Here is a 21,380-nt window from a genome sequence, read left to right as displayed (position 1 = left end):
CGACCGCCAGATGACGACCGTTTGCGTTGCTCGCCCGACGGCGCCCCGACCCCTGCAGGAAAGCAATCCGACGGAGACCCAGCAGCGACTTGAGTCGCGATGCGGCTCCGGGATTACCTGCGGAAAGCGTGGGCGCCGGAAGGACGAGTTCGAACATGTTATTTGTCAACAAGCTGGGGGCTCGCATAAGCGAACCCCTTCTCCATTAAAAGTCGATTTCGTCTGGATCTGGTCCGAGACGTTCTCCTGTCGCCACTTGATCAATCTTCGCAAGGTCATCTGAGTCGAGAGAAAAGTCGAATACGTCAAAGTTCTCACGGATTCGATGCGGTGTCACCGATTTCGGTAACGCGACATGGCCGGATTCAAGATGCCAACGGAGCACTACTTGCGCAGGTGTCTTCCCATGCTTCTCAGCAATTTCAGAAAATGCAGGGATGTCTAAAAACTTACCTTGCATGAGTGGACTCCACGCCTCAATTTGAATCCCTTCATCTTGACAGTAGTCCAACAAATCAGGTTGTGGGAGTTGTGGATGAAGTTCGACCTGATTGATGAGCGGGGCCATCAAGCCTGCTTCTTTCAACGTTTCCAGATGATGTTCTTTAAAGTTAGACACACCGATTGCCTTGATTTTTCCGGCTTCATATAAATCGATGAGATCTTTCCATGCATCGACAAAACCGTCAACTGGCCAGTGGAGCAGGCAAAGGTCCAAATAGTCTGTTTGAAGACGTTTCAATGAATCTTCGAACGCCTCTTTTGTCTTTCCTTCACGGATATCATCGTTCCAAATTTTTGATGTGATGAACAGTTCCGAACGGTCGACACCTGAGATGTGAATCCCTTTTGCGACACCTTCTTCGTTTTTATAAATAGCTGCCGTATCGATATGACGATAGCCTGTTTTGATGGCTTCAACGACAGCAGCTGGTGCCTCGGTTTCATTATCGACCTTCCAGACACCAAAGCCGATCATTGGAATCTCTACCTTGTTACGTAATGTAGCGTATAACATCTCATTCATCCCCTTTTCATTCTAACGAGCTGATTGTATCATACCCGACAATTTATTTCGGAAAACTAAATCGTCAAATCTTTTCGAGTGAAACGGATGAACGAGAGGGCTGAAAAGACAGCGAGTAGACCGAGCAACCAGATGAAATGGATTCCCCAATATTCCTCACGCATGATGGCGCTCGCATCAAAGAGTGAGAAGAATGAAAAGTTCGACATCCAATCAAATTGTTCGCTCACTCCCTGAATGATATTGACCATGAGAAAGAATGTGAAGATCCCACCTGTCACCATATAGGATTTACTACTGTCATCGAACAGACTCGCAATCACATAAGCGGCTACGCCTAGGACGAGCAACATGAGCGCCCCATTCAATTGAAGCATCCACAGAACCGCATAGTCAATTTGTAAATCGAACAGAAGGTCCGCTGCCATTAAACTCAATCCATTTAAACCGACAAATAGCCCAACTGCCACCAGCAAGACGACAAAACTTGCTATCACGTACGTCACCCGCGAAATCGGGGCTGCCATATACAGCATGATTTCTCCGGAGTCGACAGGTTTGGCCAACAGTCTTGAGGCAAAAGTCAATGCGAATAGAACGGCGAGCACATAGAAAATCAACCCATAATAGTTACTCGACAATAGATTGAGAACGTTGTCCATCGCCATCGACGCATCGATTTGGAAGACGTCGAGGAGTTCTTTTGGCAACGACTCTAATTTCGCTTCAATCAACCCTGTTTCTTGAATAGATGGGAAGATGGCGGCTAAGAAAAAGAGATACACGCTAGTTCCGACTGAATATCCAAGAATCCAACTGCGATTCTGTTTCAACATGGAGCGAATCAACATGTCAGGTCGCCTCCCCGTAATATTGCATGAATAAATGTTCGAGCTCGTCAGTACCGCTTGCCAGCGATTGAATCTGAAAATCTGCCAACGTTCGAATGAGATGATTCAACTCTGTCGGTGTCGAAATGGTGACCTCGACATGTCTACCATCCCGTTCACCAGAATCTGCAGCAAATCGAACAGCCTCCGCCTCCGTTGAAAATTCGACTCGATACCGTTTCACGCTATGTTGGCGTAGCTGTTCCATGTCTTCTTCGATGATGATGCGTCCATCTTTGATCAAGGCGGCGCGGTCGCACGTTCGTTCCATCTCAGGGAAATGGTGAGAACTCATGAGAATGGCTTTTCCTAATTGCTTTTCTTCAATTAGCCAATCGATTAGACGTTCTTGCATGAGCGGGTCTAATCCGCTCGTCGGTTCATCCAATATATAGACGGGCACATCTTTCATGAAACAGGTGATGATGGCAAGCTTTTGCTTCATCCCTTTTGACATCTTTCGGACTTTCGTCGCCTCATCGAATGAAAATCGTTCACGTAGGTGCCGTTCACGATCCGGATTCGTTTCATGCAGATGGCGGGTCAATCGAATGATTTCTTCCCCCGTCATGTTTTGAGGATAATTGATTTCCCCCGGCAAATAGCCGACGCTCCGCTTCACTTGCTCCGTCTCCTGCCAACAATCAAATCCGTTGATGGTCGCCTTTCCTTCACTCGGCTTCAAAAGACCCATTAAGTGTCGAATCGTTGTCGATTTTCCTGCGCCGTTCGGTCCGATGAATCCGAAGATTGTTCCTGGTGTCACATGAAGTGATACATCAAAAATGCCATGTGTCTCATCAAAACGTTTCGTCAATCGCTGAATCCGAATCATCTTGACCCCTCCTTTTTTGTAATATCTGAACAATATGATTACAAAACTAGTATATCACGTTCTTTTTTGAAATGGAAATGGTATATTGATTACAAAACTAGAGAAAGGAGCGCCGAGTTCAATGGATGGATTTACGAAACGCACCGAAGAGAAACAACGAGCGATTATACGTGCCGCTCAGGACTTGATGGCAGAGAAACAATCCCGATTCACAATTAGTGAGTTAGCGAAACGGGCACAGGTCTCCCCGGTATCCATCTATAATTACTTCGGGTCGAAAGACCAGGTCATCGTGGAAGTCTTAAAGCAAATGACAGAAGAACAGATGAGTTGGATCGAACACGCCATTGAGTCGAACGCCCCATTTGATGCGTTACTCGTCGAAATCTTGAAACGGAAATTCCAGACGGCGGTTCTCTTTGACGAGACCATCACGGAAATGATTCAACAAGATCCGAACTGGGAACAACTTGCGACTCGGGGATATACTGCTTTCGCCCAGTTGATTGAATACGGGAAGAACCAAGGAGCAATCGATTCGACGTTATCCACTTCTTCGTATTTACGGTATGTTCAATTCATGCAGCAGGCCATCCTATCCGATCCTCAGTTTTCAATCGAGGATATGAAGGAAACGATGGAAGTCTACTTTCATTTCTTTTTGAACGGGGTCATGAAACGGTAAAAGGTGACTGTCTACAAATGAGCAGACAGTCACCTTTTTCATATGCGATAAATAAAGTCTTCGATCGGATAGAGCGATAGATCCACTTCAGCCTCTCCTGTCAGAACAAGGTCACTTAACACTTTTCCGATGAATGGGCCGACCGTCAAACCGGATGAACCCAGACCGTTTGCGACTAATAGTTTTTCTGCCCCAGGCACCCTGCCGAGAACGGGAATGGAATTCGGTGTGACCGGACGGAAGCCGACCTTCGTTTCAACGAGTTCTGCTTCAGCAAGCCCGGGTGCCGACTCCAAACCTTTTGTCAGTACTTCGTGTATACCGATTGCCGTCGGACGAACGTCGAACGCCTTTCCTTTCTCATGTGTCGAACCGATGACTACTTTCCCGTCGTCAAATCCGAGTAAATAGCGTCGACGTGGCGGCATGACGACCGGCCAGTCTGATGCGTCTGTATCTTTTAATTGGACGTGGACGAGCTGTGCCTTTTCCCCATCGACTCGTACCGTGTATCCGAGAGGCTGTAACAACTCCGGTAACCAAGCACCCGTCGCGAGGATGATTTCATCCGCTTCATAGACCATCCCATCACACTCCACACCAATCTCATCTCCACTCGTCAACCGTGCGGAACCGTTGACAAATTTGACGCCTCGCTTTGTTGCGACTCGTTCAAGTGCAGCGCGAAAGCGACCTCCGTCGACCCTAGCCCCTCCTGTCACAAGTAGTGCATCATATTCATCGGAAAGTGGTGGGAAACGACGTCGCGCCTCCTCTGCAGTCAATCGTTCGAGTTCACCGATTTCTGGTGCTTCTTCTCGACGCAATAACGTTCGCTCCATCATCTGGTCGAGCTTTACTTCTTCATGGAGTGCAAGCGTCCCGACTCGTTTGTACCCGGTGTCCGTCTCCCCTTCAGCCTCCAGCTCTTTGACGACCTTAGGATAATAACTTGCTCCACCTTTCGCCAGTGCATACCAAGCTTTATTACGTCGCTGCGCGATCCACGGACACACGATTCCAGCTGCCGCATCCGTTGCTCTTCCTTCTTCTTTTCGGTCAATGACCGTCACGTCCGCTTTACCAGCTAAATGATAAGCAGCCGAGACACCGACGATCCCTGACCCGATAATCACTATCTTCTTCATCATAAATCTGTCTTGTGCAGACAGATGGACACATCCTTTCGTAAAAAAATCATCGACCCAACGGATCGATGATTGATTCTTATTCTCTCATCGCTAGACGATAAAGTAAATCTAACAATTCAATATACAACCAGACGAGCGTGACGATTAATCCGAATGCCGCGACCCATTCCAACTGTTTTGGAGCCCGCGCTTCGACCTGACTTGCGATGAAGTCAAAATCTAAGACGAGAGCGAGTGAAGCGACGATGACAATCACAAATTGAACACCGATCGCAAGTGGGCTTGAACCAGTCATAAATGCCAAGCCTGAGCCGAACAAACTCATCACGAGTTGCACGAGGTATAACAACATGACTGTGAACATGGCTGCCATGACACCAGCTTTAAACTTCTGTGTCACTTTGACGAGCCCTGTCGTATAGACAAACCACATCGCAAAGGCGACGACAAACGTCGTCAATACGGCGCGTCCCACAATACCAGGGACCATCGCTTCAAAGAAATACGAAATCGAGCCGACAAAGACCCCCTCGATAATACCGTATAGTGGTGCGACGACCGGTGCTGTATTCGGTTTAAACGTGATGAGCAAAGCAAAGATAAAGCCGAGAATGAGTGACCCGATCATGAGCGGGAACAAGAGCCCTTCTCCGATTGTCGGGACGACAAGCCATGTCGTACCGGCTGCCGCTGTCACGAGTAACAGCAAGGTGAACACTTTAGACCATGTTCCTGCCTTCGTCATCGGTTCGGCACTGTAAGCTGTGGACTGCATTGATTTACGAAGTAATGGATTCGATTTTAAGTTCAACGTTGAATAGCTCCTTTATGGTTCAGTTACTGTTTTGCGAACACGTCGATGAACGCGCGCATATAATCTGGTAAGTCTGGCGGACGACGACTTGAGACGATATGTCCGTCGACGACGACCGGCTCATCATGCCAAATCGCTCCCGCATTTTCCATGTCATCTTTGATTCCCGGCGTGCTCGTCACGTTCACCCCGTCTAGAATGTTCGCTGAAATCAACACCCAACCGGCGTGACAGATTTGACCGATTGGTCGTTTTTGTTCATCCATATAACGGACGAATCCTTTCACCGACTCGAAACGGCGCAATAAGTCAGGTGACCAACCGCCAGGCACGAGAATCGCATCGAACGATGTGATGTCGACATCATCAAACGCCACGTCAGATTTTGCGGGCACACCGTATTTACCGATATATGTGTGATCGGCCTTCTCCCCAGCGAGGATCACGTGTGCTCCCTCTTCACGAAGGCGATGCACCGGATACCAAAGCTCTAAATCCTCGAAGTCATTACTGACAAGTTGAAGGACTTTCTTCCCTTGTAATTTCATCAAACCCCTCCTTTTATTCATTCCCCATTATACCCGAAAGCGACAGTCGCGAAAACGAAGAATGACAATTGTTTTTCCAGGATATTGATTAAGGATGATTCTCACCACTATATCTTGTGTTTCCTCCCTACAATTGATACCTTTAGTGGTAGAAGAATGAGAAGGAGGCACATCACCTATGAAGCAATATCATGACTTATGTCGACACATCCTCGACCAAGGTGTCGTAAAAGAAGACCGGACCGGGACCGGGACAACGAGTGTATTTGGTTACCAAATGCGTTTCAATCTGCAAGAAGGGTTCCCCCTGATCACAACGAAAAAATTACATACTCGTTCCATCATTCACGAACTATTATGGTTCATCTCAGGAGAGACGAACGTTCGATACCTCCAAGAAAACGGGGTCCGCATTTGGAATGAATGGGCAGACGAGGAAGGTAATCTTGGTCCGGTATACGGTTCACAGTGGCGTTCTTTCCCACGCCCGGACGGTTCTTCTGTCGATCAGTTGGCTCAAGTGATTGAACAAATCAAGACGAATCCAGATTCGAGACGATTGATCGTGTCGGCATGGAACCCAGGACAGCTTGACGAGATGGCCCTCCCGCCATGTCATCTATTGTTCCAATTCTATGTCGCCGACGGGAAACTCTCGTGTCAATTGTATCAACGAAGCGCAGATACGTTTTTAGGAGTACCGTTCAATATCGCCTCATACGCACTACTCACACACATGGTCGCACACGTGACCGGACTCGAAGTCGGCGACTTTGTCCATACCCTTGGTGATGCACACATCTACCACAACCATCTCGAACAAGTGGAACTTCAGTTGTCGCGTGACCCACGTCCGTTGCCAAAACTCAACATTGTCCGAGACGTCCCTTCAATCGAATCATTCCGTTTTGAGGACTTTGAGATTCTAGGATATGACCCGCATCCGCACATTAAAGGAGAAGTGAGCGTATGATTTCACACGTCGTCGCTTATGGGCAGAATCGCGAAATCGGAAAGGATAATGACTTATTATGGCGCTTGCCAGATGACTTGAAACATTTCAAGGCCATCACGTCTGGCGGGACGGTCGTGATGGGAAGAAAGACATTTGAGTCCATCGGTAAAGCGTTGCCGAACCGGCGCAATATCGTCGTCACATCTGATGCTTCCTTTTCAGCCGATCAAGTCGAGGTGTGGCATGATTTAGACCGTCTCGTTGAAATGAGTCAACAGGAAGAATGGTTTGTCATCGGTGGCGCCACATTGTACGAACAGACGATGCCGATGACGAGCCGGATCTATGCAACGGAAGTCGCTGCATCGTTCGAGGCCGATACGTATTATCCCAAACGAACTAGGGAATGGACGGTTACGAGTACAACCGACCACCCACAAGACGAATCACACGCATATGCCTTTTCATTCAAACAATACGACAAAACAGACATCGAATAATTGATGTCTGTTTTTTAGTCTGGCAATTTTTCCAGCCACTGTTCAATTTTTTTCGTGATGACTTCGTCCTGTCCTCCGTCCGCATAATCGTCATAGATCGCTTCGAGTTCAGACGCCGTTCGTTTCGATACAGCAAGGATGTGGCTGTATTTGCCTCGTTGCTCTTTCACAGCAGACAACGTCCCTTTCGCTTCTTGCGCACGCGCATCATCCAAGACGAACATCTCGATATTGTCATTACAAGAATACGCCTCGTAAGGACGGTAGACGACTTCATATCGACGGTGCTCTTTCGGGAGTCGATCAGCGAGCGATGTATAGGTATTGGCAGACATCGTCACATAGGCGATTCGCTTCTCCTCACGAACAGCAGAAGTGTATCGGACGACACGATTTCGACCATCTCGTTTCGCCTTATATAGCGCCTCATCCGCATAGGCACACCATTCACCAAGTGTATAGCCTGTCTGACAGACACGTGTGTATCCAATCGACACCGTCACCTGGTGCTCGTATGGAAACTCCATCTCTTCAATGCGTGTTCGAACTCGCTCGAGCACCGATTCGACGATGGCACGGTCTGAGACGTTTAAGAGGATTAAAAATTCTTCGCCACCGTATCGGATGAGCTCATCACTTGAACGAATGGCATGACGGATTTCTTCAGATACACGATGAAGTACGTCATCCCCATACGAGTGACCGAACGTATCGTTCAATTGTTTGAAGTGATCGATATCGAGGAGTGCGACAGCAAAACTCTCACCAGACCGCTCCAATCTCGAAATGAACCGAGAAAAGGTCGCCTTTAAATACTTACGGTTGAAAGCACCCGTTAATTCATCCACGAGTAACGCTTTTGATACGAGGCGAGATTTTTCAATATGTAGCCCAAGACGCACCAATCGTTCCTCCATCGGCACCCACGATTCCCAATAATCGTCGAACCCGTAAGAATACGCAGCAAGACGATAATGCTCGTTCGTTCCGATAACAATCAGAGGCACATAAAGCTTTCTCATCTTGCTTACGAACGATTGGATATCTCGTTCTTTGAATTGTGGCCATAATTCCACGTCCATAATAATGGCTTTCGGCACATCTTCATAATCGTATTCGACGGCTTCTTCAAGGGTCTGCAAAAATACCGGTCGTGCCCCAAGCTTTTCAACGCGAGACTTGTAACGACTAAATGTGGAAAAGCTTGCGGATAAGATGAGGACGAGATCTTCATCCTCTTGTTCAATCCCCAAGACAGTATGGATATAACGTTTCACAGGAGAGATCAAGGTCAAAGCTTCCGCTTGTGTGAGGACGCTTGGCAACTCCTTCGCGTCAGACTCGACACGACTAAAGATTTCTAACAAATGCATCAAACGTCGCTGCCGAACTTCCTTCTTCATCCAATCGAGTAGAAACTCGATATCGCTTTTTGGAATTTGTCTCGACTCCGATATCTTTTTCAAAATCATATGTATACGCTCAGTGAGTTGACCTTGCTCCATCTTCGTCCCCCCTATGTTCGTACTCCCCGAATTCTCTTATGTTTCGATTATGCGACTTCTCAAGATAAAATACAACTATTTCCTTATTTATTTTCTATTGTTTTACATATCACTAGGACCTACGTCCTAAAAAAGACATACTAAAAGCGGTCTTGCGACCGCTTTGTGTTATTTTTTCACTTTTAAGTTCGGTGACGTCATCTCTTCAGGGCGAATCCATTGATCAAATTGTTCTTCCGTTAATAAACCAGTTTCCAATGCCGCTTCTTTTAAAGAAGTGCCATTTTTATGTGCCGTTTTAGCAATTTTCGCCGCATTCTCGTATCCGATATGCGGGTTAAGTGCCGTGACGAGCATGAGTGACTGTTCCACGTTACGTGAGATCACTTCATGGTTCGGCTCGATTCCGACAGCACAATGATCATTGAATGAATGTAAGCTGTCCGTCAATAGACGACAAGTCTGAAGGAAATTATACATGATGACCGGTTTGAAGACATTCAATTCAAAGTTCCCTTGACTCGCCCCGAAACCGATTGTCGCATCATTTCCAAGTACTTGTGCGGCAACCATCGTAAGCGCCTCACTTTGAGTCGGGTTGACTTTACCCGGCATGATTGAACTTCCTGGTTCATTCTCCGGAATGGTGATTTCTCCGATTCCTGCACGTGGTCCAGAAGCCAACCAACGCACATCGTTCGCAATCTTCATCGCGTCCATCGCTAGTGCTTTTAACGCACCATGCGTGAAGACGAGTTGATCGTGACTCGTGAGGGCGTGGAACTTGTTGACGGCTGTCACAAACGATTTACCCGTCTCTTCTGAGATTTTCTTCGCTACGGCTTCGCCGAACTCAGGGTGTGCGTTGATTCCTGTTCCGACGGCCGTTCCTCCAAGAGCAAGCTCTGTGAGCGGTTCAATCGTGCGCTCGATCATCTGTTTTGACAATTCAAGCATCCGGACCCACCCACTAATTTCTTGACCAAGTGTGACCGGCGTCGCATCTTGAAGGTGCGTCCGACCAATTTTAACGATATCCATATACGCTTCCGCTTTTTGTGAAAGCGTTCCGTACAGCGACTCGATTGCTGGAAGGACATCATCTTGTACGGAAAGGATGGCTGCGATGTGCATCGCCGTTGGATACGTATCGTTCGAGCTTTGTGATTTATTGACGTCATCATTCGGGTGAATCGTGATTGACGCACCGCGTGCCTGTAACTTCTCATTCGCAAGATGTGCGATGACTTCGTTGACGTTCATGTTTGACTGCGTGCCCGACCCTGTTTGCCAGACGACAAGCGGGAACTCCGCATCATGTTGCCCTGCTAAAATCTCATCTGCCACCTCTGCGATGATTGCGGCTTTCTCTTCTTCGAGTACACCGAGTTCAGCGTTCGCTAAAGCTGCACCTTTTTTCAAAATGGCGAATGCGTATACGATTTCAAGCGGCATCTTCTCCGCTCCAATTTTAAAGTTTTCGAGACTACGTTGCGTTTGTGCTCCCCATTTCGCTGTCGCTGGAACTTTGATTTCCCCCATTGTGTCCCGTTCAATCCGATAATCCATTGTATGATTCCCCCTCTATAGTTGACTACGCTTTCATTTTAGCGAAAAACCATCTAAAAAGAAATGACTCCGTCAAAAAAGCGACCAAGAATGATCTCGGTCGCTTAATTCGTACTATTCAATGCGTCACGTGCAATCACGTCTGCCCGATTCTCCGCTCGTGGGATCCACTTTAAGAACACGGTCGGCAATTCATCATAGGCAATCAGCGCTTTCAGAAAAAGTGGCTTCACCGAAGCATCTTTCATGAAACGTTGCTCCAGTGCGCGAACGATCACTTCGGCGTCGGAATACAGCATGAATGAGGTTTCGCCTTCCAATACATGCGCTTGCTCCAGCGCATAAGCACATGCAGCCAATTCCGCATGAACGCTTGTCAATCCTTGCATTCGACGTTTAAACGTCGATACGGTACCGTCGGATGACTTGATCCACACGCCGATTCCGTTCTCTCCAGACGTCTGATTGGTGGCCGCGTCAAAATAGATGTGAACCAAATCGGTACGCCTCCCAATCCGTGTTGACAGGTGCATGGATATCAATCTGTGACAGTCGTTTCGACAAGAGGGCGATCTCTTCATTCCCGTCCAGTTTTTTGGCATATTTTTGATGGGACGCTTCGAGTGTTTCATTTTGAACATGCACATAAAGCGTCTCAATCGTATCGTAATGCTGAATCAAAATCGTCGCCGTCTTCGGACCGATGCCACGTACCCCTGGAATGTTATCCGAAGAATCTCCCTGCAATGCCTTCACGTCGACAAACTGATATGGTTTCACGCCATACATCAATTCAAAAGAAGCTTCATTGACGAGCTGCTCCTCACCTTTTTTCGGCATGATTTGAAACACGTTCGGAGACAATAACTGAAGTAAATCGCGGTCCGAGGAATAGAGATATGATTCGCCCGGGAACGCTGTCGCGACGGCACCCATCAAATCATCGGCCTCATATCCCGTCAACTCGGATTGTAAGATTCCTCGTTCATCTAAAGCAGCTCTCAATTTCAAATAGTCTTCGAAAAGCGGTTCCGGGAGTCCATTACGCGTTGCTTTATATTCAGGATATATCGCATAACGGTGGGTAGACTCTCGTGTCCCGTCCCAAAAGAAAGCGATATGGGAAAAGTCTGTCATCCAAGAATCGACTTTCCGGAGTAATCCTTTCACAGTCACTTCCGGATCTTGTGCCCGTCTTCGCTCCGTCGCAAAATAATAACGGGATAACAAATTAAATCCGTCAACTAGAATAAGCTTCATCTTGCTCCACCTCACATGCTTTTAATCCCCGTGCTAGTGCCTCTTGGTCTAATTCCTTCCCAATCCATACAAACACGGAACGGTCCCCTTCGTGCATCTCATTCGCAAATGTCGCGCCCATCAACTGATTCGTCGCTTGAATGACAAACTTGCGCTCCTCATCCTGTAAGCGGACAATCGCCTTCATCCGATACATCTCATCCTCGTAGTGCATCAAGACTTCACGAACGTAACGGGTCACGCGCTCCCGAGACAACGGACGCTCGGCACTCAACGTGATGGCACGAAGGGAGGAGACCGATTCACTCGTCTCTGTCAGTTGACTCAACTTCTGTTCATCGACACGTGACAATTGGAACGTATTCTCGAGGAGTTCGTAATCGCCTTCTGTTTGAATCGTCTCCACAATCCTTACCGTCGGATTGAGTTGTTCGATTCGGCGGCGTGCTTGATCGAGTTCATCCGACGACACTAAATCGGTTTTATTTAACAAGATGAGATCGGCATAAGCGATTTGATGAATGCCTTCTTTGAACAGTTCACGGTCCATTTGACTGGCATCCACAACCGTCAAGATGGCGTTCATTTTAAAGTGTTGTCGCAAATATTCATCATAATAAATCGTCTGAATGATTGGTGCGGGATCGGCGACACCGGTCGTCTCGATGATGACTCGGTCGAATGTTTCTTGTTTTGCCGCGAGTTGATAGAACGTCTTACTCAAATCATTTTGGATGGAACAGCAAATACATCCGTTTGAAAGTTCAATTTGCTCTTGGTCCATCTTGACGATCAATTGTTCATCGATATTAATCGCGCCGAGCTCGTTGACGATCAGACAAATCTTTTCATCCGTCGCCGCGAGTAAACGGTTCATATACGTCGTCTTTCCTGCTCCTAAAAACCCTGTCACTAATTGTACGGGAATCATGATATCACCCTTTTCTTACAAATCTTCGTGCGCGCGAGCCCATTTCTCATAACGCGCATCTAATAAATCGATCAAGTGAAGCATCCATGCCTCCGTCGTCATCGGGAGGACACTCGATCCCCATTCTCGTTTTCCATGATGTGATAAAATCATGTGCCAGATACGATGATGAACATCTAGCGGTAATTGAATCGACTTCTGGCGTAACGCTTCTTCAAACAATAGCCCACCATATGGCATATGCCCGATCAATTTCCCAATCGGGTTGATGGAGATGCCAGTCGTTTCACTTGTGCCCTGTACGGGAGATAACTTCTCAAAACGATTCGGACTAGATAACAGATGACTGTATTCATATATTTTCCCGATGTCATGGAAAAGGATTCCAAGTGCAAGTTCATCCCAATTCAGTGGCTCTTTCTGTTCGGCCATCGCTTCACAGGCGGCATACAGTGATTCAAACGTTCCTTTAAATGCCTGTTCGATTTTAACACCGTTCATCGTATTCCAAAGGTCGACTTTGTGCAACTGCTCCGCTTCTTTGATTACACGGAACACCATCGCCAAATAGTCATCTTGCTCTTGAATCCTGTAGCCGAGACGAAGCATGCATACGGTATGCTTTAATAGACCTCCCGCATAGTTGTGATGATGGTAAAGTGCCGCTGGCGACAAAACGAAATCATCCCAGACCAGTTCAAGTAGTCCAACCGCAACCTGTTGAGCTGCCGGTGACAACGTATCAAGTATACTGAACAATTCATCCGCAAACTGTTCCATCGTCTCATCCCCTGGTAAACCTGGTAATAATGAGATCGCTTCATCTTTCGAGATGGGGTGGACGCGATCAATCGTAATCGATTTGGCGCCATCCGGTTTTGGATAGACGTCGATTTTCCCGGACAATTCGATGACACCCGACTCATAGATCGGAAGTAGCTCATCTTCATTACCACGGAGCCAATGTTTGGCACGCATCATCCCGTTCGCCGTCGTGACACTTAATTGTAGCCACTTCGCACCGCTCTTCCCTTCTTTCAACTCGACAGTGCTGACGAGTGCCTTCGTTTGAACAGAGGCCCCGTCCGGTAACTGGTCTAAACGGTCCGTTGATTTTTCGATTCGTGGTATTTGAAATCGATCATAGTCCGTCGTCGAACCGATGACCGGATCAATTTGTTGATAATAGTTCATAATCATTCCCTCCTCGCATCTTCTGACATTGTATCGTGTTTCCGACCATTAGGCGAACATACTTTCTAGTAGGGTCTCGATTTTCCAATCATTATATTGAAAGCGCTTACGATTATTGATACGATAAAGATAGTTCGATAAAGGGGGAAACGATAATGATTTCATTAATCGACACGTATGAGCGTTTCATCGCCTCGGGGGAAGCGACACGTTATGCACAAGAGCAACAATCCATTGAACATATTTTACAAGCGTCAACTTGTCCGGTGGGCATGCAAGACTTAGAACAGTCTCTCACGCATCTTTCCGGTAATCCATATGTAAAAGATTCATCACTCGACAAAATCGTCGAACATGAGATGAAAGGGGCCATGGCGGCACTTGAAATTTCAGGTTACCCACTTCAGACACCGCTAGCAAAGGCAGTCGTTTTATCTAGTTTCGCTCGAACGAACCGACTCAATATTGATAAGTTGAAAGAACTGAGTCACGCCGACCTTCTCGTCCGAATCCAATCGGCAGAACGTGCTTGGAAGCGAACATATACATTGTTACACCGTTCGACACCGACTCAGATTTGTGACCAAATGGATTCACTCCTCGGGGGATGTGCCATTCAGCGCGTCCTTGAGGCAATCAAGCAACCTGGAACGACAAAAACGGCATAAGAAAAGGAGCGGTCCCCGGGCCGCTCCTTTTCTTATACTCATCCTTCTGTTACTTCGACTGCGTCTGGCTCATATAGCGTCACGTTACGTGCCGGTGAGAATGTTGAGATCGCATGTTTATAGATCAACTGTTGACGACCTTCCGACTCGACGATGACGGTAAAGTTATCAAATGATTTGATGACACCTCGAATTTGAAACCCACTCACCAAAAATACAGTCGTTGGCACCATTTCTTTTCGAAGTTGATTCAAAAAATGGTCTTGGATGTTGTAGCTCGCTTTCATGCTGGATTCCCCCTAGTCTTTATCTCTTTAAAATAATCGGAATTTTCGAAAAAACCCCTCTACCTCATCATAAATATTTTTATATGATAGTTCAAATGATTTTCGACCCATATCCACCCAAATTCCATCAAATTGATGACGGAACCAAGTTAATTGCCGTTTCGCGAACTGCCTTGTATGCTGTTTGAGCAACTCTGTCGCTTTCTCTTTCGATATGTTTCCGTCGATGTATGGAATCATTTCCTTATAGCCGATGGCTCGCATCGCCTGTGTATCCCGATATCCGTGTGCCAAAAGTCGTTCGATTTCTTCGACAAGTCCTGCTTCCATCATCGCATCGACGCGCTGATTGATTCGGTCGTATAATATCTCACGATCCGCGTGAAGGACGAACAATCGATAATCATAATGTTCGGATGGCGCACTGTCCGTCGTCTGGGTATCACCTTGCATCGCTACTTCGAGCGCCCGCACGACGCGACGCACGTTATTCGGGTGAATCGTAGCCGCACGCTCTGGGTCAAGTTGAACCAATCGTTGGTGTAGCGCCTCACGCCCTTCCACTTCCGCCATCCGTTCAAGATCAGCCCGCAACGCTTCATCGATAGGTCGCTCCACAAATTCATAGTCATATAAGATAGAGCGAATATATAAACCCGTCCCACCGACGATAATCGGTAACTTGCCACGGGCATAAATATCATCGATGGCGGCACGCGCCAATTGTTGAAACATCGCAACGCTCATGGCATCATCCGGATCACAAATATCGATCAGATGATGCGGGATCCCTTCAGCCTCTTCTTTCGTCACTTTTGCTGAACCGATGTCCATGCCACGATACACTTGAACCGAATCACCCGAGACAATCTCGCCGTCGAACGCTTTCGCTAGTTCGATGCCCGTCTTCGTCTTGCCAACGGCGGTCGGACCGACGATGACGACGACAGGTGTTTTTTTCATACATCTCACTCCTCAATTAAAAACCCGTCTCCTCATGAGACGGGTCATCAAATTCTTCTTTTTATTCTATCATCAAACACGATGGCAAACAGCATCCAACCACATAAAAGTAATCCGAGTAACAACACGAGACCATCACTCATCTGCTTTCGCCTCCTTTAGCTATCACATTCCCGCTTTTCACATTTTAGACACAAAATAACTGTAAAAATGCACACTCAAGAAGGAGTGCGCATGTTGTAGTGACCGTATATAAGTCATCGTGAGTGATTCAATCGCACACAATGACCTCTTGTCATTTTTCAATTATCATGAAGCAATTTCCACTGGTTGTTTCGTACGTTTAACAGAAACGATGAAGTACAGGATTGCCGTACCGCTCGCTGCCCACCAGATCATTTCATACCACCCGTTCATCAGTCCAGCCATCCCAACCATCGCCGGGACAATCAACGTCAACCACGACAATACGAGAGCGACACGTGCTGTGATGGCCTCGTTCGGTCTTCCGAGTCCCATTCCAAAAAAGAACAGTCCCCATAAAAGTGACCAGAAGAACCATGTTAATGCACCCATCGGATCAGCTACAGCGATTGCCATCACCCCGTAAAAAGCGGCTGCAATCGACACGAATAGCGAGAACCAGCCGACGCCCCGGCCGTCTAAGTTCAAAATAAACGTCACACCTACATACAAATATGTGAACGCAAACAGATAGATGCTCGCAAAACCGAACTGCTCTTCAGGACTTGCCCCAATCAATAACCATGTGGCGATAAACGTTTGTAAAAGTCCAGTAAACAAACTAAAAAATCCTGCACTCTTCATATCAACCTTCCCGAGAAGGACGAGACTATTTAAAAATAGCGCGACGCCACCAAATAATAAACTTACGTTACCCACACTCATTACCCCTTTGTACAGATGTCTGACCTCTAATCTACTGTATCACTTTAGCTTGAATTCGCTTTCAGTGCAAGGGGATTTTTGATTGTTCACGAGAACGTCATCCACTATTCATTTTCAAGCGTTTGAATCGCCTCATCGATGCGTTCTTGCTCTTCATTCGTAAAAGTCGGATATTGCGGATTGATTCGCTCGAGGACATCAATCATGACAGAAGAAATAACATATCGACTATACCACTCATCATCTGCCGGCAACACATACCATGGTGATATGTCCGTGGAAGTGTGCGACAACATCTCGGCAAAGATTTCTTGATACTCTTGCCAATGCTGTCGTTCTTCGACATCACTAAAAGAGAATTCCCAATTCTTCTTTGGGTCTTTCAGTCGTTCGAGCAAACGATCGCGTTGCTTATCTTTTGAAACATTGAAAAAGAATTTGATGACTTCGAATCCGTTTTCCTGTAAATAGCGTTCATAATCGTTGATTTGACGATAACGCATCCCCCAGACCTCTTCCTGGTCCATTTCCTCTGGAAGTACTTCGTCCCCCAACAAATCATGGACACGAGGCGCAATGACTTCCTCGTAATGGGATCGGTTCAAAATTCCGACCTGACCTCTTTCCGGTAACAAGTCGTGCATTCGCCACAGATAGTCGTGCTTCTTCTCTGTATCTGAAGGTTTTTGAAACGCATTCGTCTTTAGTCCTTGGGCGTTCAAATTTGAAAAGATATAGCTGATCGCCTCGTCTTTCCCACCCGCATCAAGCGCCTGCAAGACGACGATAATCCCTGTCTTACTCTCGGCATACAATCGCCAATGTAGCTCTTTCAATCGCTCCACACTGTTCGGAATGAGTTCATTCGTCAAGGTGTCATCCCCCGGTTTGTCTGGAACAGACGTCTGAAAATCATCTAATTGAATCTTGCTATTCGGTGAGACAATAAATTTCTTCATATTTACACTCGTTCTCCTTTTTGCTCGACGTTCAACCTTGATTTACCCAAAAATCACATAAAAAAATCCCTTCCGGAAATACCGGAAGGGATGTTGAGAACTTAGTAGATTCCGACAGCGTCAAATGATTTCGCAGCCGATACCGCTTGTGCGCTTGTTGAACCGTAAAGATCTTTCGCCGATTGAACGACTGCTTGACGAAGACTAGAGAAATTCGAAGTTGGCGTCAAGTAAACATTGAGTGCACGGTAGTAGATATCGCCCATTTCCATGACTCCGACACCTTGTACAGATACACCATAGTGCGTTCCGCCATTACCTAAGAGGTATGCCGCTTTGTTAACGATACCTGAGTTGATGTGAACCCCACCGTTATCTTGCGTCCCTGTGTAACGTTTTGAGTAGTGGTCAGGGTCACCGTATGCAGCCGGATTCGACATCGAACGAAGACCGTCGCCCGCTACACCAGGTGTGTAAATGTCTTCCCCTACCAACCAGTCGAAGTTTGTACCAACATTGTATTCAGCAACCGTACCTAAGATATCCGATACCGCTTCGTTGATCGCTCCCGACTCGTTCTGATAGATCAAGCCTGCTGTATATTCTGTCACGGCATGTGTCAATTCGTGAGCGACAACATCGAGTGCTCCTGAGAGGTATGTGAATGTCGAACCGTCGCCATCACCATACACCATCTTGCTTCCATCCCAGAATGCGTTGTTGTAGCTACGGCTATAGTGAACAGATGAATTCAAAGCAGCGCCTGCGTTGTCATAACTGTTACGTCCGAAGTTGTTTTTGTAGAAGTCATACGTTTTTGCAGCGTTAACGTGTGCTGAAACTGCCGCACGGTCATACGTTGTATTCAAGACATTATCCACATCAGCCCAAAGTGAGCCAGGGAGTGAAGTACGGTTTCTTGCATCGTACGTATAGATTCCCTTACCTCGCGTTGAATCTTGAAGGTAATAGTAAGAACCACTCTTCGTAGTTTTGAACGTCTGACTGTAACCAAGTACATCGATTCCTGTACCTGTGTACGTAGTACCCGTCACGCCGTTCGTCGGTCTCGCGTGAGCTAGTTGATCAAACTTGTTGAGTACTTCTCCCGTTCCTGCATTAATGAAGTAAGTCCAACGTGATGGTTTTTCAGCATCTAAAATGGTTCCCGTCACTTGATATGCATAGACCGACTTGTCACCTTGTGGATAGACAATCAATTCCGCTTCCGGTTCAAGCTCGTAAGCCCCTTTATGTCCGACAAGCGCTTTATAACTCGCGATGGCTTTCTTCTCGCTTAGCTTGATCGATTTATGTAGGTTTTTGACCGATTTCGCATCATCTACGACAGTTTTTAATTGACCTGCTTCATCAACGACACCGACGACCACACCACCGAATACCGGTACGCCATCAACTGTTTGTTGAAGTTTAACCACTTTCCCGACTTTGTCTGACTTCGACTCAATCGTTTTGAACTCACCTTTTGACTTCACGTACTCTTTAACGATTGTTGTCGGTGCACTTTCTGATGGTTTCGTCAGAGTGCCTGACTTCAATTCTGCCGCCCCTACTAATTGTGGTACGAGTAAAACGCCTGCGATTAATGATGTTGATACAACTTTTTTCATGTGTTTCCCTCCTTTGTGATGATTCTTACTTTACACAGTATCCCACAAACCGTGTATCCAACTTTTTAATTATTTTGACAATTCATAATATTGAGTATTTAGAACCATAATTTTTAAAAAATCCTATATATTCTACAAAAAAATCGTGCTCCTTCAGGAAAGGAGCACGATCTGTTAATAGACATCTTTTTGAGTAAAGTGATAAAACGCATACACCAAGGCGGCGATGGACCATAAAAGAATGACAAGGAGCGAAAACGGCAACGTCATTCCCTCGATGGGAGGTGCCTGTCCTTCCAAATAGGTATGAAGACCGAAATTGACGTTGACCAGGTATTTCGAGCTATCCCAATTTGAGCCGAGCGATGTCAAAAGTGGCCCAGAGATTAGGACGGCCATCATGATCCCGATACCAGTCGCCGTATTCTTCACCAAAACGGAAATCATGAGCGAGATCGTACCGACTGCGGCAACGACGAGCCATGATAGCCCCATCGACATAAGCAGATACTTCCACATCGGAAGAGTATGCACGAAATCTGTGGAGAATGTTCCTGTCGCGGATGCTTGGAAACCTGTCAAAATCGGGGCTGTCCAACCATCCCACCCAAGCACGATACCGGATATGGCGTAACTAACGACGGCGGTCACAAATATTAAGATCGATGTATAGAGGAGCGTCGTCAACCATTTGGCGAGCAAAATTTTATATCGTCGGACCGGTCGTGATAACAACGTCTTGATCGTCCCGTCATTATGTTCTCCGCTCACGATATCTGCCATCAATACAATGATAAAGAGCGGTAAGACAAGCGTTGTCCCTTGTGAGAAGAAGACGCGCATGAACGTCGGGGCACCCGGATAATTCGGGTTGATGTCATTATCCAGATAATATTGATTCTGCTGAACTCGGAACTCTAGGATTTGTCGAAACTCATCCTGAACATTCGCAGATGCGAGTCGGTTTTGTGTATCAATGATTTCTTGTTGAAGATCCACGCGCCAATCAATCGTCCCTTGCTCTTCACGTTGCTTTTCGATTTGCCGATAATTCGCGTATGTGAACATCGACACGAGGACAATCAGGATGATGGACACGACCATCAATCGACGTTTCCGATGAATCTTGAGCACTTCATTTCGAATGAGTCCGAGCATTGAAGGGTTAGGCAATGTGATCACCGCCTGTCAATGTGATGAAGAGATCCTCTAACGTTTGGACACGGCGCTCAAGTCCAAACACCTCGACGTCTCTTTCCATTAAATAGCGATTCAACTTCGCCGTCTCTTCAACGTTCATGGAAATACGAATCGTTCGTTCATCCACCACGTCCGCTTGGTCGATTCCTTCATATCCTTGCACAATCGGCAATACTTCGAAGCTATTCGTCACATGTAAGTCGACCGTTGACGCGAGTTCTTCGATTAAGGCATGGACCGTTCCTACTTTAACAATCTTGCCTCGCGACATGATGGCGACTCGGTCTGCTAACAGCTCAATCTCAGCCAGGATGTGACTCGACACAAGAACACTCAGTCCCGTTTCTTCTACGAGACGACGGATGAAAAGTCGTAAATCCCGAATCCCCATCGGATCGAGCCCGTTCGTCGGCTCATCTAAGATAAGGACACGCGGATTGTTTAATAACGCTTGGGCAATACCGAGTCGCTGGCGCATCCCGAGGGAGTATGTCTTCACTTTATCATCAATTCGAGCGGTCAAATCGACGAGGTCGATGACTTCCTGGATTCGCTTATCATCAACACCCGGTAGCATCCTTGCGAACGCTTCTAAGTTCTCACGTCCGGATAAAAATTTATACAGTTCTGGATTTTCGACGATGGCTCCGATTTGATTCATCGCTTGGACAAATTGTTTGTCGACACGATATCCACAAATCGATACATTTCCTTTCGTCGGTTTGATCAAACCAACAATCATTCGAATCGTTGTTGTCTTCCCGGCACCGTTCGGTCCTAAAAAACCGAATACCTCGCCTGGATAGACGTCTAACGAAATATTATCGATAATCGTCTTTTTACCAATCACTTTTGTCAGTTCATGTAGCTTTAACGTCGGTTCCATTGTCTCACCTCTT

Annotated in this window: 23 protein-coding genes; 4 read left to right on the top strand and 19 right to left on the bottom strand. The window is 46.7% G+C overall.

Annotated features, from left to right (window positions below; translation table 11 throughout):
- Window positions 1-205 precede the first annotated feature (205 nt).
- The 3 genes from KNO90_RS10455 to KNO90_RS10445 form a co-directional block, all read right to left on the bottom strand.
- Window positions 206-1,018 (bottom strand): aldo/keto reductase, encoded by an 813-nt coding sequence (locus tag KNO90_RS10455; protein ID WP_214740469.1) that lies wholly within the window; start codon window positions 1,016-1,018, stop codon window positions 206-208.
- 65 nt (window positions 1,019-1,083) lie between these two features.
- On the bottom strand, window positions 1,084-1,878 hold the full coding sequence (locus KNO90_RS10450) for an ABC transporter permease subunit (protein WP_215113531.1): 795 nt from the start codon (window positions 1,876-1,878) through the stop codon (window positions 1,084-1,086).
- Between the two features lies 1 nt (window position 1,879).
- On the bottom strand, window positions 1,880-2,752 hold the full coding sequence (locus KNO90_RS10445; RefSeq protein ID WP_214740466.1) for an ABC transporter ATP-binding protein: 873 nt from the start codon (window positions 2,750-2,752) through the stop codon (window positions 1,880-1,882).
- A gap of 121 nt (window positions 2,753-2,873) precedes the next feature.
- Between KNO90_RS10445 and KNO90_RS10440 the strand changes: the two genes are divergently transcribed.
- Window positions 2,874-3,437, top strand: coding sequence for a TetR/AcrR family transcriptional regulator (locus KNO90_RS10440; RefSeq protein ID WP_215113530.1), 564 nt, complete (start codon window positions 2,874-2,876; stop codon window positions 3,435-3,437).
- Window positions 3,438-3,475: 38 nt separating this feature from the next.
- On the opposite strand, the gene KNO90_RS10435 is transcribed toward KNO90_RS10440, so the two are convergent.
- The 3 genes from KNO90_RS10435 to KNO90_RS10425 all read right to left on the bottom strand — a co-directional run bounded on the left by KNO90_RS10435 (window position 3,476) and on the right by KNO90_RS10425 (window position 5,950).
- The gene (locus KNO90_RS10435; protein WP_353048491.1) at window positions 3,476-4,588 is read right to left on the bottom strand and encodes an NAD(P)/FAD-dependent oxidoreductase; all 1,113 of its coding nucleotides are present in this window, start codon (window positions 4,586-4,588) and stop codon (window positions 3,476-3,478) included.
- Window positions 4,589-4,664: 76 nt separating this feature from the next.
- Window positions 4,665-5,399 (bottom strand): Bax inhibitor-1/YccA family protein, encoded by a 735-nt coding sequence (locus tag KNO90_RS10430; RefSeq protein WP_012726196.1) that lies wholly within the window; start codon window positions 5,397-5,399, stop codon window positions 4,665-4,667.
- A 26-nt stretch (window positions 5,400-5,425) separates the two neighbouring features.
- Window positions 5,426-5,950 (bottom strand): type 1 glutamine amidotransferase domain-containing protein, encoded by a 525-nt coding sequence (locus KNO90_RS10425; RefSeq protein WP_214740462.1) that lies wholly within the window; start codon window positions 5,948-5,950, stop codon window positions 5,426-5,428.
- Between the two features lie 178 nt (window positions 5,951-6,128).
- Between KNO90_RS10425 and KNO90_RS10420 the strand changes: the two genes are divergently transcribed.
- Together KNO90_RS10420 and KNO90_RS10415 are read left to right on the top strand one after the other, a co-directional pair.
- Window positions 6,129-6,923, top strand: a complete 795-nt coding sequence (locus KNO90_RS10420) for a thymidylate synthase (RefSeq protein WP_215113529.1) — start codon at window positions 6,129-6,131, stop codon at window positions 6,921-6,923.
- Entirely contained in the window at window positions 6,920-7,405 is a 486-nt protein-coding gene (locus tag KNO90_RS10415; RefSeq protein WP_215113528.1) for a dihydrofolate reductase, read from the top strand. The genes KNO90_RS10420 and KNO90_RS10415 overlap by 4 nt, the downstream gene beginning before the upstream one ends.
- Before the next feature lie 14 nt (window positions 7,406-7,419).
- Here KNO90_RS10415 and KNO90_RS10410 read toward each other — a convergent pair whose 3' ends face one another.
- From KNO90_RS10410 to KNO90_RS10385, 6 genes are all read right to left on the bottom strand, one after another.
- The gene (locus KNO90_RS10410) at window positions 7,420-8,910 is read right to left on the bottom strand and encodes a GGDEF domain-containing protein (protein WP_215113527.1); all 1,491 of its coding nucleotides are present in this window, start codon (window positions 8,908-8,910) and stop codon (window positions 7,420-7,422) included.
- 168 nt (window positions 8,911-9,078) lie between these two features.
- Window positions 9,079-10,479 (bottom strand): class II fumarate hydratase, encoded by a 1,401-nt coding sequence (gene fumC, locus KNO90_RS10405; RefSeq protein ID WP_215113526.1) that lies wholly within the window; start codon window positions 10,477-10,479, stop codon window positions 9,079-9,081.
- Window positions 10,480-10,583: 104 nt separating this feature from the next.
- Window positions 10,584-10,976, bottom strand: coding sequence for a reverse transcriptase-like protein (locus KNO90_RS10400; RefSeq protein WP_215113525.1), 393 nt, complete (start codon window positions 10,974-10,976; stop codon window positions 10,584-10,586).
- Complete coding sequence (locus KNO90_RS10395; RefSeq protein ID WP_214740450.1) at window positions 10,957-11,739, bottom strand: 5'-3' exonuclease; 783 nt, start codon at window positions 11,737-11,739, stop codon at window positions 10,957-10,959. The genes KNO90_RS10400 and KNO90_RS10395 overlap by 20 nt, the downstream gene beginning before the upstream one ends.
- Window positions 11,720-12,670: a CobW family GTP-binding protein gene (locus KNO90_RS10390; RefSeq protein WP_215113524.1), complete on the bottom strand. Its 951-nt coding sequence runs from the start codon at window positions 12,668-12,670 to the stop codon at window positions 11,720-11,722. Before KNO90_RS10390 ends, KNO90_RS10395 begins: the two co-directional genes overlap by 20 nt.
- A 15-nt stretch (window positions 12,671-12,685) precedes the next feature.
- On the bottom strand, window positions 12,686-13,864 hold the full coding sequence (locus KNO90_RS10385) for an HD domain-containing protein (protein WP_214740446.1): 1,179 nt from the start codon (window positions 13,862-13,864) through the stop codon (window positions 12,686-12,688).
- 155 nt (window positions 13,865-14,019) lie between these two features.
- On the opposite strand from KNO90_RS10385, the gene KNO90_RS10380 reads away from it, so the two are divergent.
- The gene (locus KNO90_RS10380; protein WP_215113523.1) at window positions 14,020-14,532 is read left to right on the top strand and encodes a hypothetical protein; all 513 of its coding nucleotides are present in this window, start codon (window positions 14,020-14,022) and stop codon (window positions 14,530-14,532) included.
- A gap of 38 nt (window positions 14,533-14,570) precedes the next feature.
- On the opposite strand, the gene hfq is transcribed toward KNO90_RS10380, so the two are convergent.
- The 7 genes from hfq to KNO90_RS10345 form a co-directional block, all read right to left on the bottom strand.
- The gene (gene hfq / locus KNO90_RS10375; RefSeq protein WP_012726185.1) at window positions 14,571-14,819 is read right to left on the bottom strand and encodes an RNA chaperone Hfq; all 249 of its coding nucleotides are present in this window, start codon (window positions 14,817-14,819) and stop codon (window positions 14,571-14,573) included.
- Between the two features lie 27 nt (window positions 14,820-14,846).
- On the bottom strand, window positions 14,847-15,782 hold the full coding sequence (miaA, locus tag KNO90_RS10370) for a tRNA (adenosine(37)-N6)-dimethylallyltransferase MiaA (RefSeq protein WP_215113522.1): 936 nt from the start codon (window positions 15,780-15,782) through the stop codon (window positions 14,847-14,849).
- A 309-nt stretch (window positions 15,783-16,091) separates the two neighbouring features.
- Window positions 16,092-16,691 carry an AmiS/UreI family transporter gene (locus tag KNO90_RS10365; RefSeq protein WP_251127419.1) on the bottom strand — a complete coding sequence of 200 codons (600 nt, stop codon included), beginning with the start codon at window positions 16,689-16,691 and terminating at the stop codon, window positions 16,092-16,094.
- Between the two features lie 104 nt (window positions 16,692-16,795).
- Window positions 16,796-17,650: a PPK2 family polyphosphate kinase gene (locus KNO90_RS10360; RefSeq protein WP_215113520.1), complete on the bottom strand. Its 855-nt coding sequence runs from the start codon at window positions 17,648-17,650 to the stop codon at window positions 16,796-16,798.
- Between the two features lie 101 nt (window positions 17,651-17,751).
- Window positions 17,752-19,281, bottom strand: a complete 1,530-nt coding sequence (locus KNO90_RS10355) for a M4 family metallopeptidase (protein ID WP_214740434.1) — start codon at window positions 19,279-19,281, stop codon at window positions 17,752-17,754.
- A 174-nt stretch (window positions 19,282-19,455) separates the two neighbouring features.
- Complete coding sequence (locus KNO90_RS10350; RefSeq protein ID WP_251127418.1) at window positions 19,456-20,454, bottom strand: ABC transporter permease; 999 nt, start codon at window positions 20,452-20,454, stop codon at window positions 19,456-19,458.
- Window positions 20,447-21,367, bottom strand: coding sequence for an ABC transporter ATP-binding protein (locus KNO90_RS10345; protein ID WP_214740432.1), 921 nt, complete (start codon window positions 21,365-21,367; stop codon window positions 20,447-20,449). The genes KNO90_RS10350 and KNO90_RS10345 overlap by 8 nt, the downstream gene beginning before the upstream one ends.
- Window positions 21,368-21,380: the final 13 nt, after the last annotated feature.

The sequence above is a fragment of the Exiguobacterium sp. s63 genome, assembly GCF_018617335.1.
GTDB lineage: Bacteria > Bacillota > Bacilli > Exiguobacteriales > Exiguobacteriaceae > Exiguobacterium.
The sequence above is the reverse complement of the archived record's forward strand: the minus strand, read 5'-3'. Positions and strand labels throughout refer to the sequence as shown.

Bases quoted from the DNA above. Each gene is read 5' to 3' on its own strand.
- fumC (WP_215113526.1), bottom strand. From the start codon at position 10,479: ATGGATTATCGGATTGAACGGGACACAATGGGGGAAATCAAAGTTCCA.
- KNO90_RS10360 (WP_215113520.1), bottom strand. From the start codon at position 17,650: ATGAAGAAATTTATTGTCTCACCGAATAGCAAGATTCAATTAGATGAT.
- KNO90_RS10355 (WP_214740434.1), bottom strand. From the start codon at position 19,281: ATGAAAAAAGTTGTATCAACATCATTAATCGCAGGCGTTTTACTCGTA.
- hfq (WP_012726185.1), bottom strand. From the start codon at position 14,819: ATGAAAGCGAGCTACAACATCCAAGACCATTTTTTGAATCAACTTCGA.
- KNO90_RS10415 (WP_215113528.1), top strand. From the start codon at position 6,920: ATGATTTCACACGTCGTCGCTTATGGGCAGAATCGCGAAATCGGAAAG.
- KNO90_RS10365 (WP_251127419.1), bottom strand. From the start codon at position 16,691: ATGAGTGTGGGTAACGTAAGTTTATTATTTGGTGGCGTCGCGCTATTT.
- KNO90_RS10450 (WP_215113531.1), bottom strand. From the start codon at position 1,878: ATGTTGATTCGCTCCATGTTGAAACAGAATCGCAGTTGGATTCTTGGA.
- KNO90_RS10345 (WP_214740432.1), bottom strand. From the start codon at position 21,367: ATGGAACCGACGTTAAAGCTACATGAACTGACAAAAGTGATTGGTAAA.
- miaA (WP_215113522.1), bottom strand. From the start codon at position 15,782: ATGAAAAAAACACCTGTCGTCGTCATCGTCGGTCCGACCGCCGTTGGC.
- KNO90_RS10395 (WP_214740450.1), bottom strand. From the start codon at position 11,739: ATGAAGCTTATTCTAGTTGACGGATTTAATTTGTTATCCCGTTATTAT.
- KNO90_RS10380 (WP_215113523.1), top strand. From the start codon at position 14,020: ATGATTTCATTAATCGACACGTATGAGCGTTTCATCGCCTCGGGGGAA.
- KNO90_RS10410 (WP_215113527.1), bottom strand. From the start codon at position 8,910: ATGGAGCAAGGTCAACTCACTGAGCGTATACATATGATTTTGAAAAAG.
- KNO90_RS10425 (WP_214740462.1), bottom strand. From the start codon at position 5,950: ATGAAATTACAAGGGAAGAAAGTCCTTCAACTTGTCAGTAATGACTTC.
- KNO90_RS10390 (WP_215113524.1), bottom strand. From the start codon at position 12,670: ATGATTCCCGTACAATTAGTGACAGGGTTTTTAGGAGCAGGAAAGACG.
- KNO90_RS10385 (WP_214740446.1), bottom strand. From the start codon at position 13,864: ATGAACTATTATCAACAAATTGATCCGGTCATCGGTTCGACGACGGAC.
- KNO90_RS10435 (WP_353048491.1), bottom strand. From the start codon at position 4,588: ATGATGAAGAAGATAGTGATTATCGGGTCAGGGATCGTCGGTGTCTCG.
- KNO90_RS10445 (WP_214740466.1), bottom strand. From the start codon at position 2,752: ATGATTCGGATTCAGCGATTGACGAAACGTTTTGATGAGACACATGGC.
- KNO90_RS10455 (WP_214740469.1), bottom strand. From the start codon at position 1,018: ATGTTATACGCTACATTACGTAACAAGGTAGAGATTCCAATGATCGGC.
- KNO90_RS10420 (WP_215113529.1), top strand. From the start codon at position 6,129: ATGAAGCAATATCATGACTTATGTCGACACATCCTCGACCAAGGTGTC.
- KNO90_RS10440 (WP_215113530.1), top strand. From the start codon at position 2,874: ATGGATGGATTTACGAAACGCACCGAAGAGAAACAACGAGCGATTATA.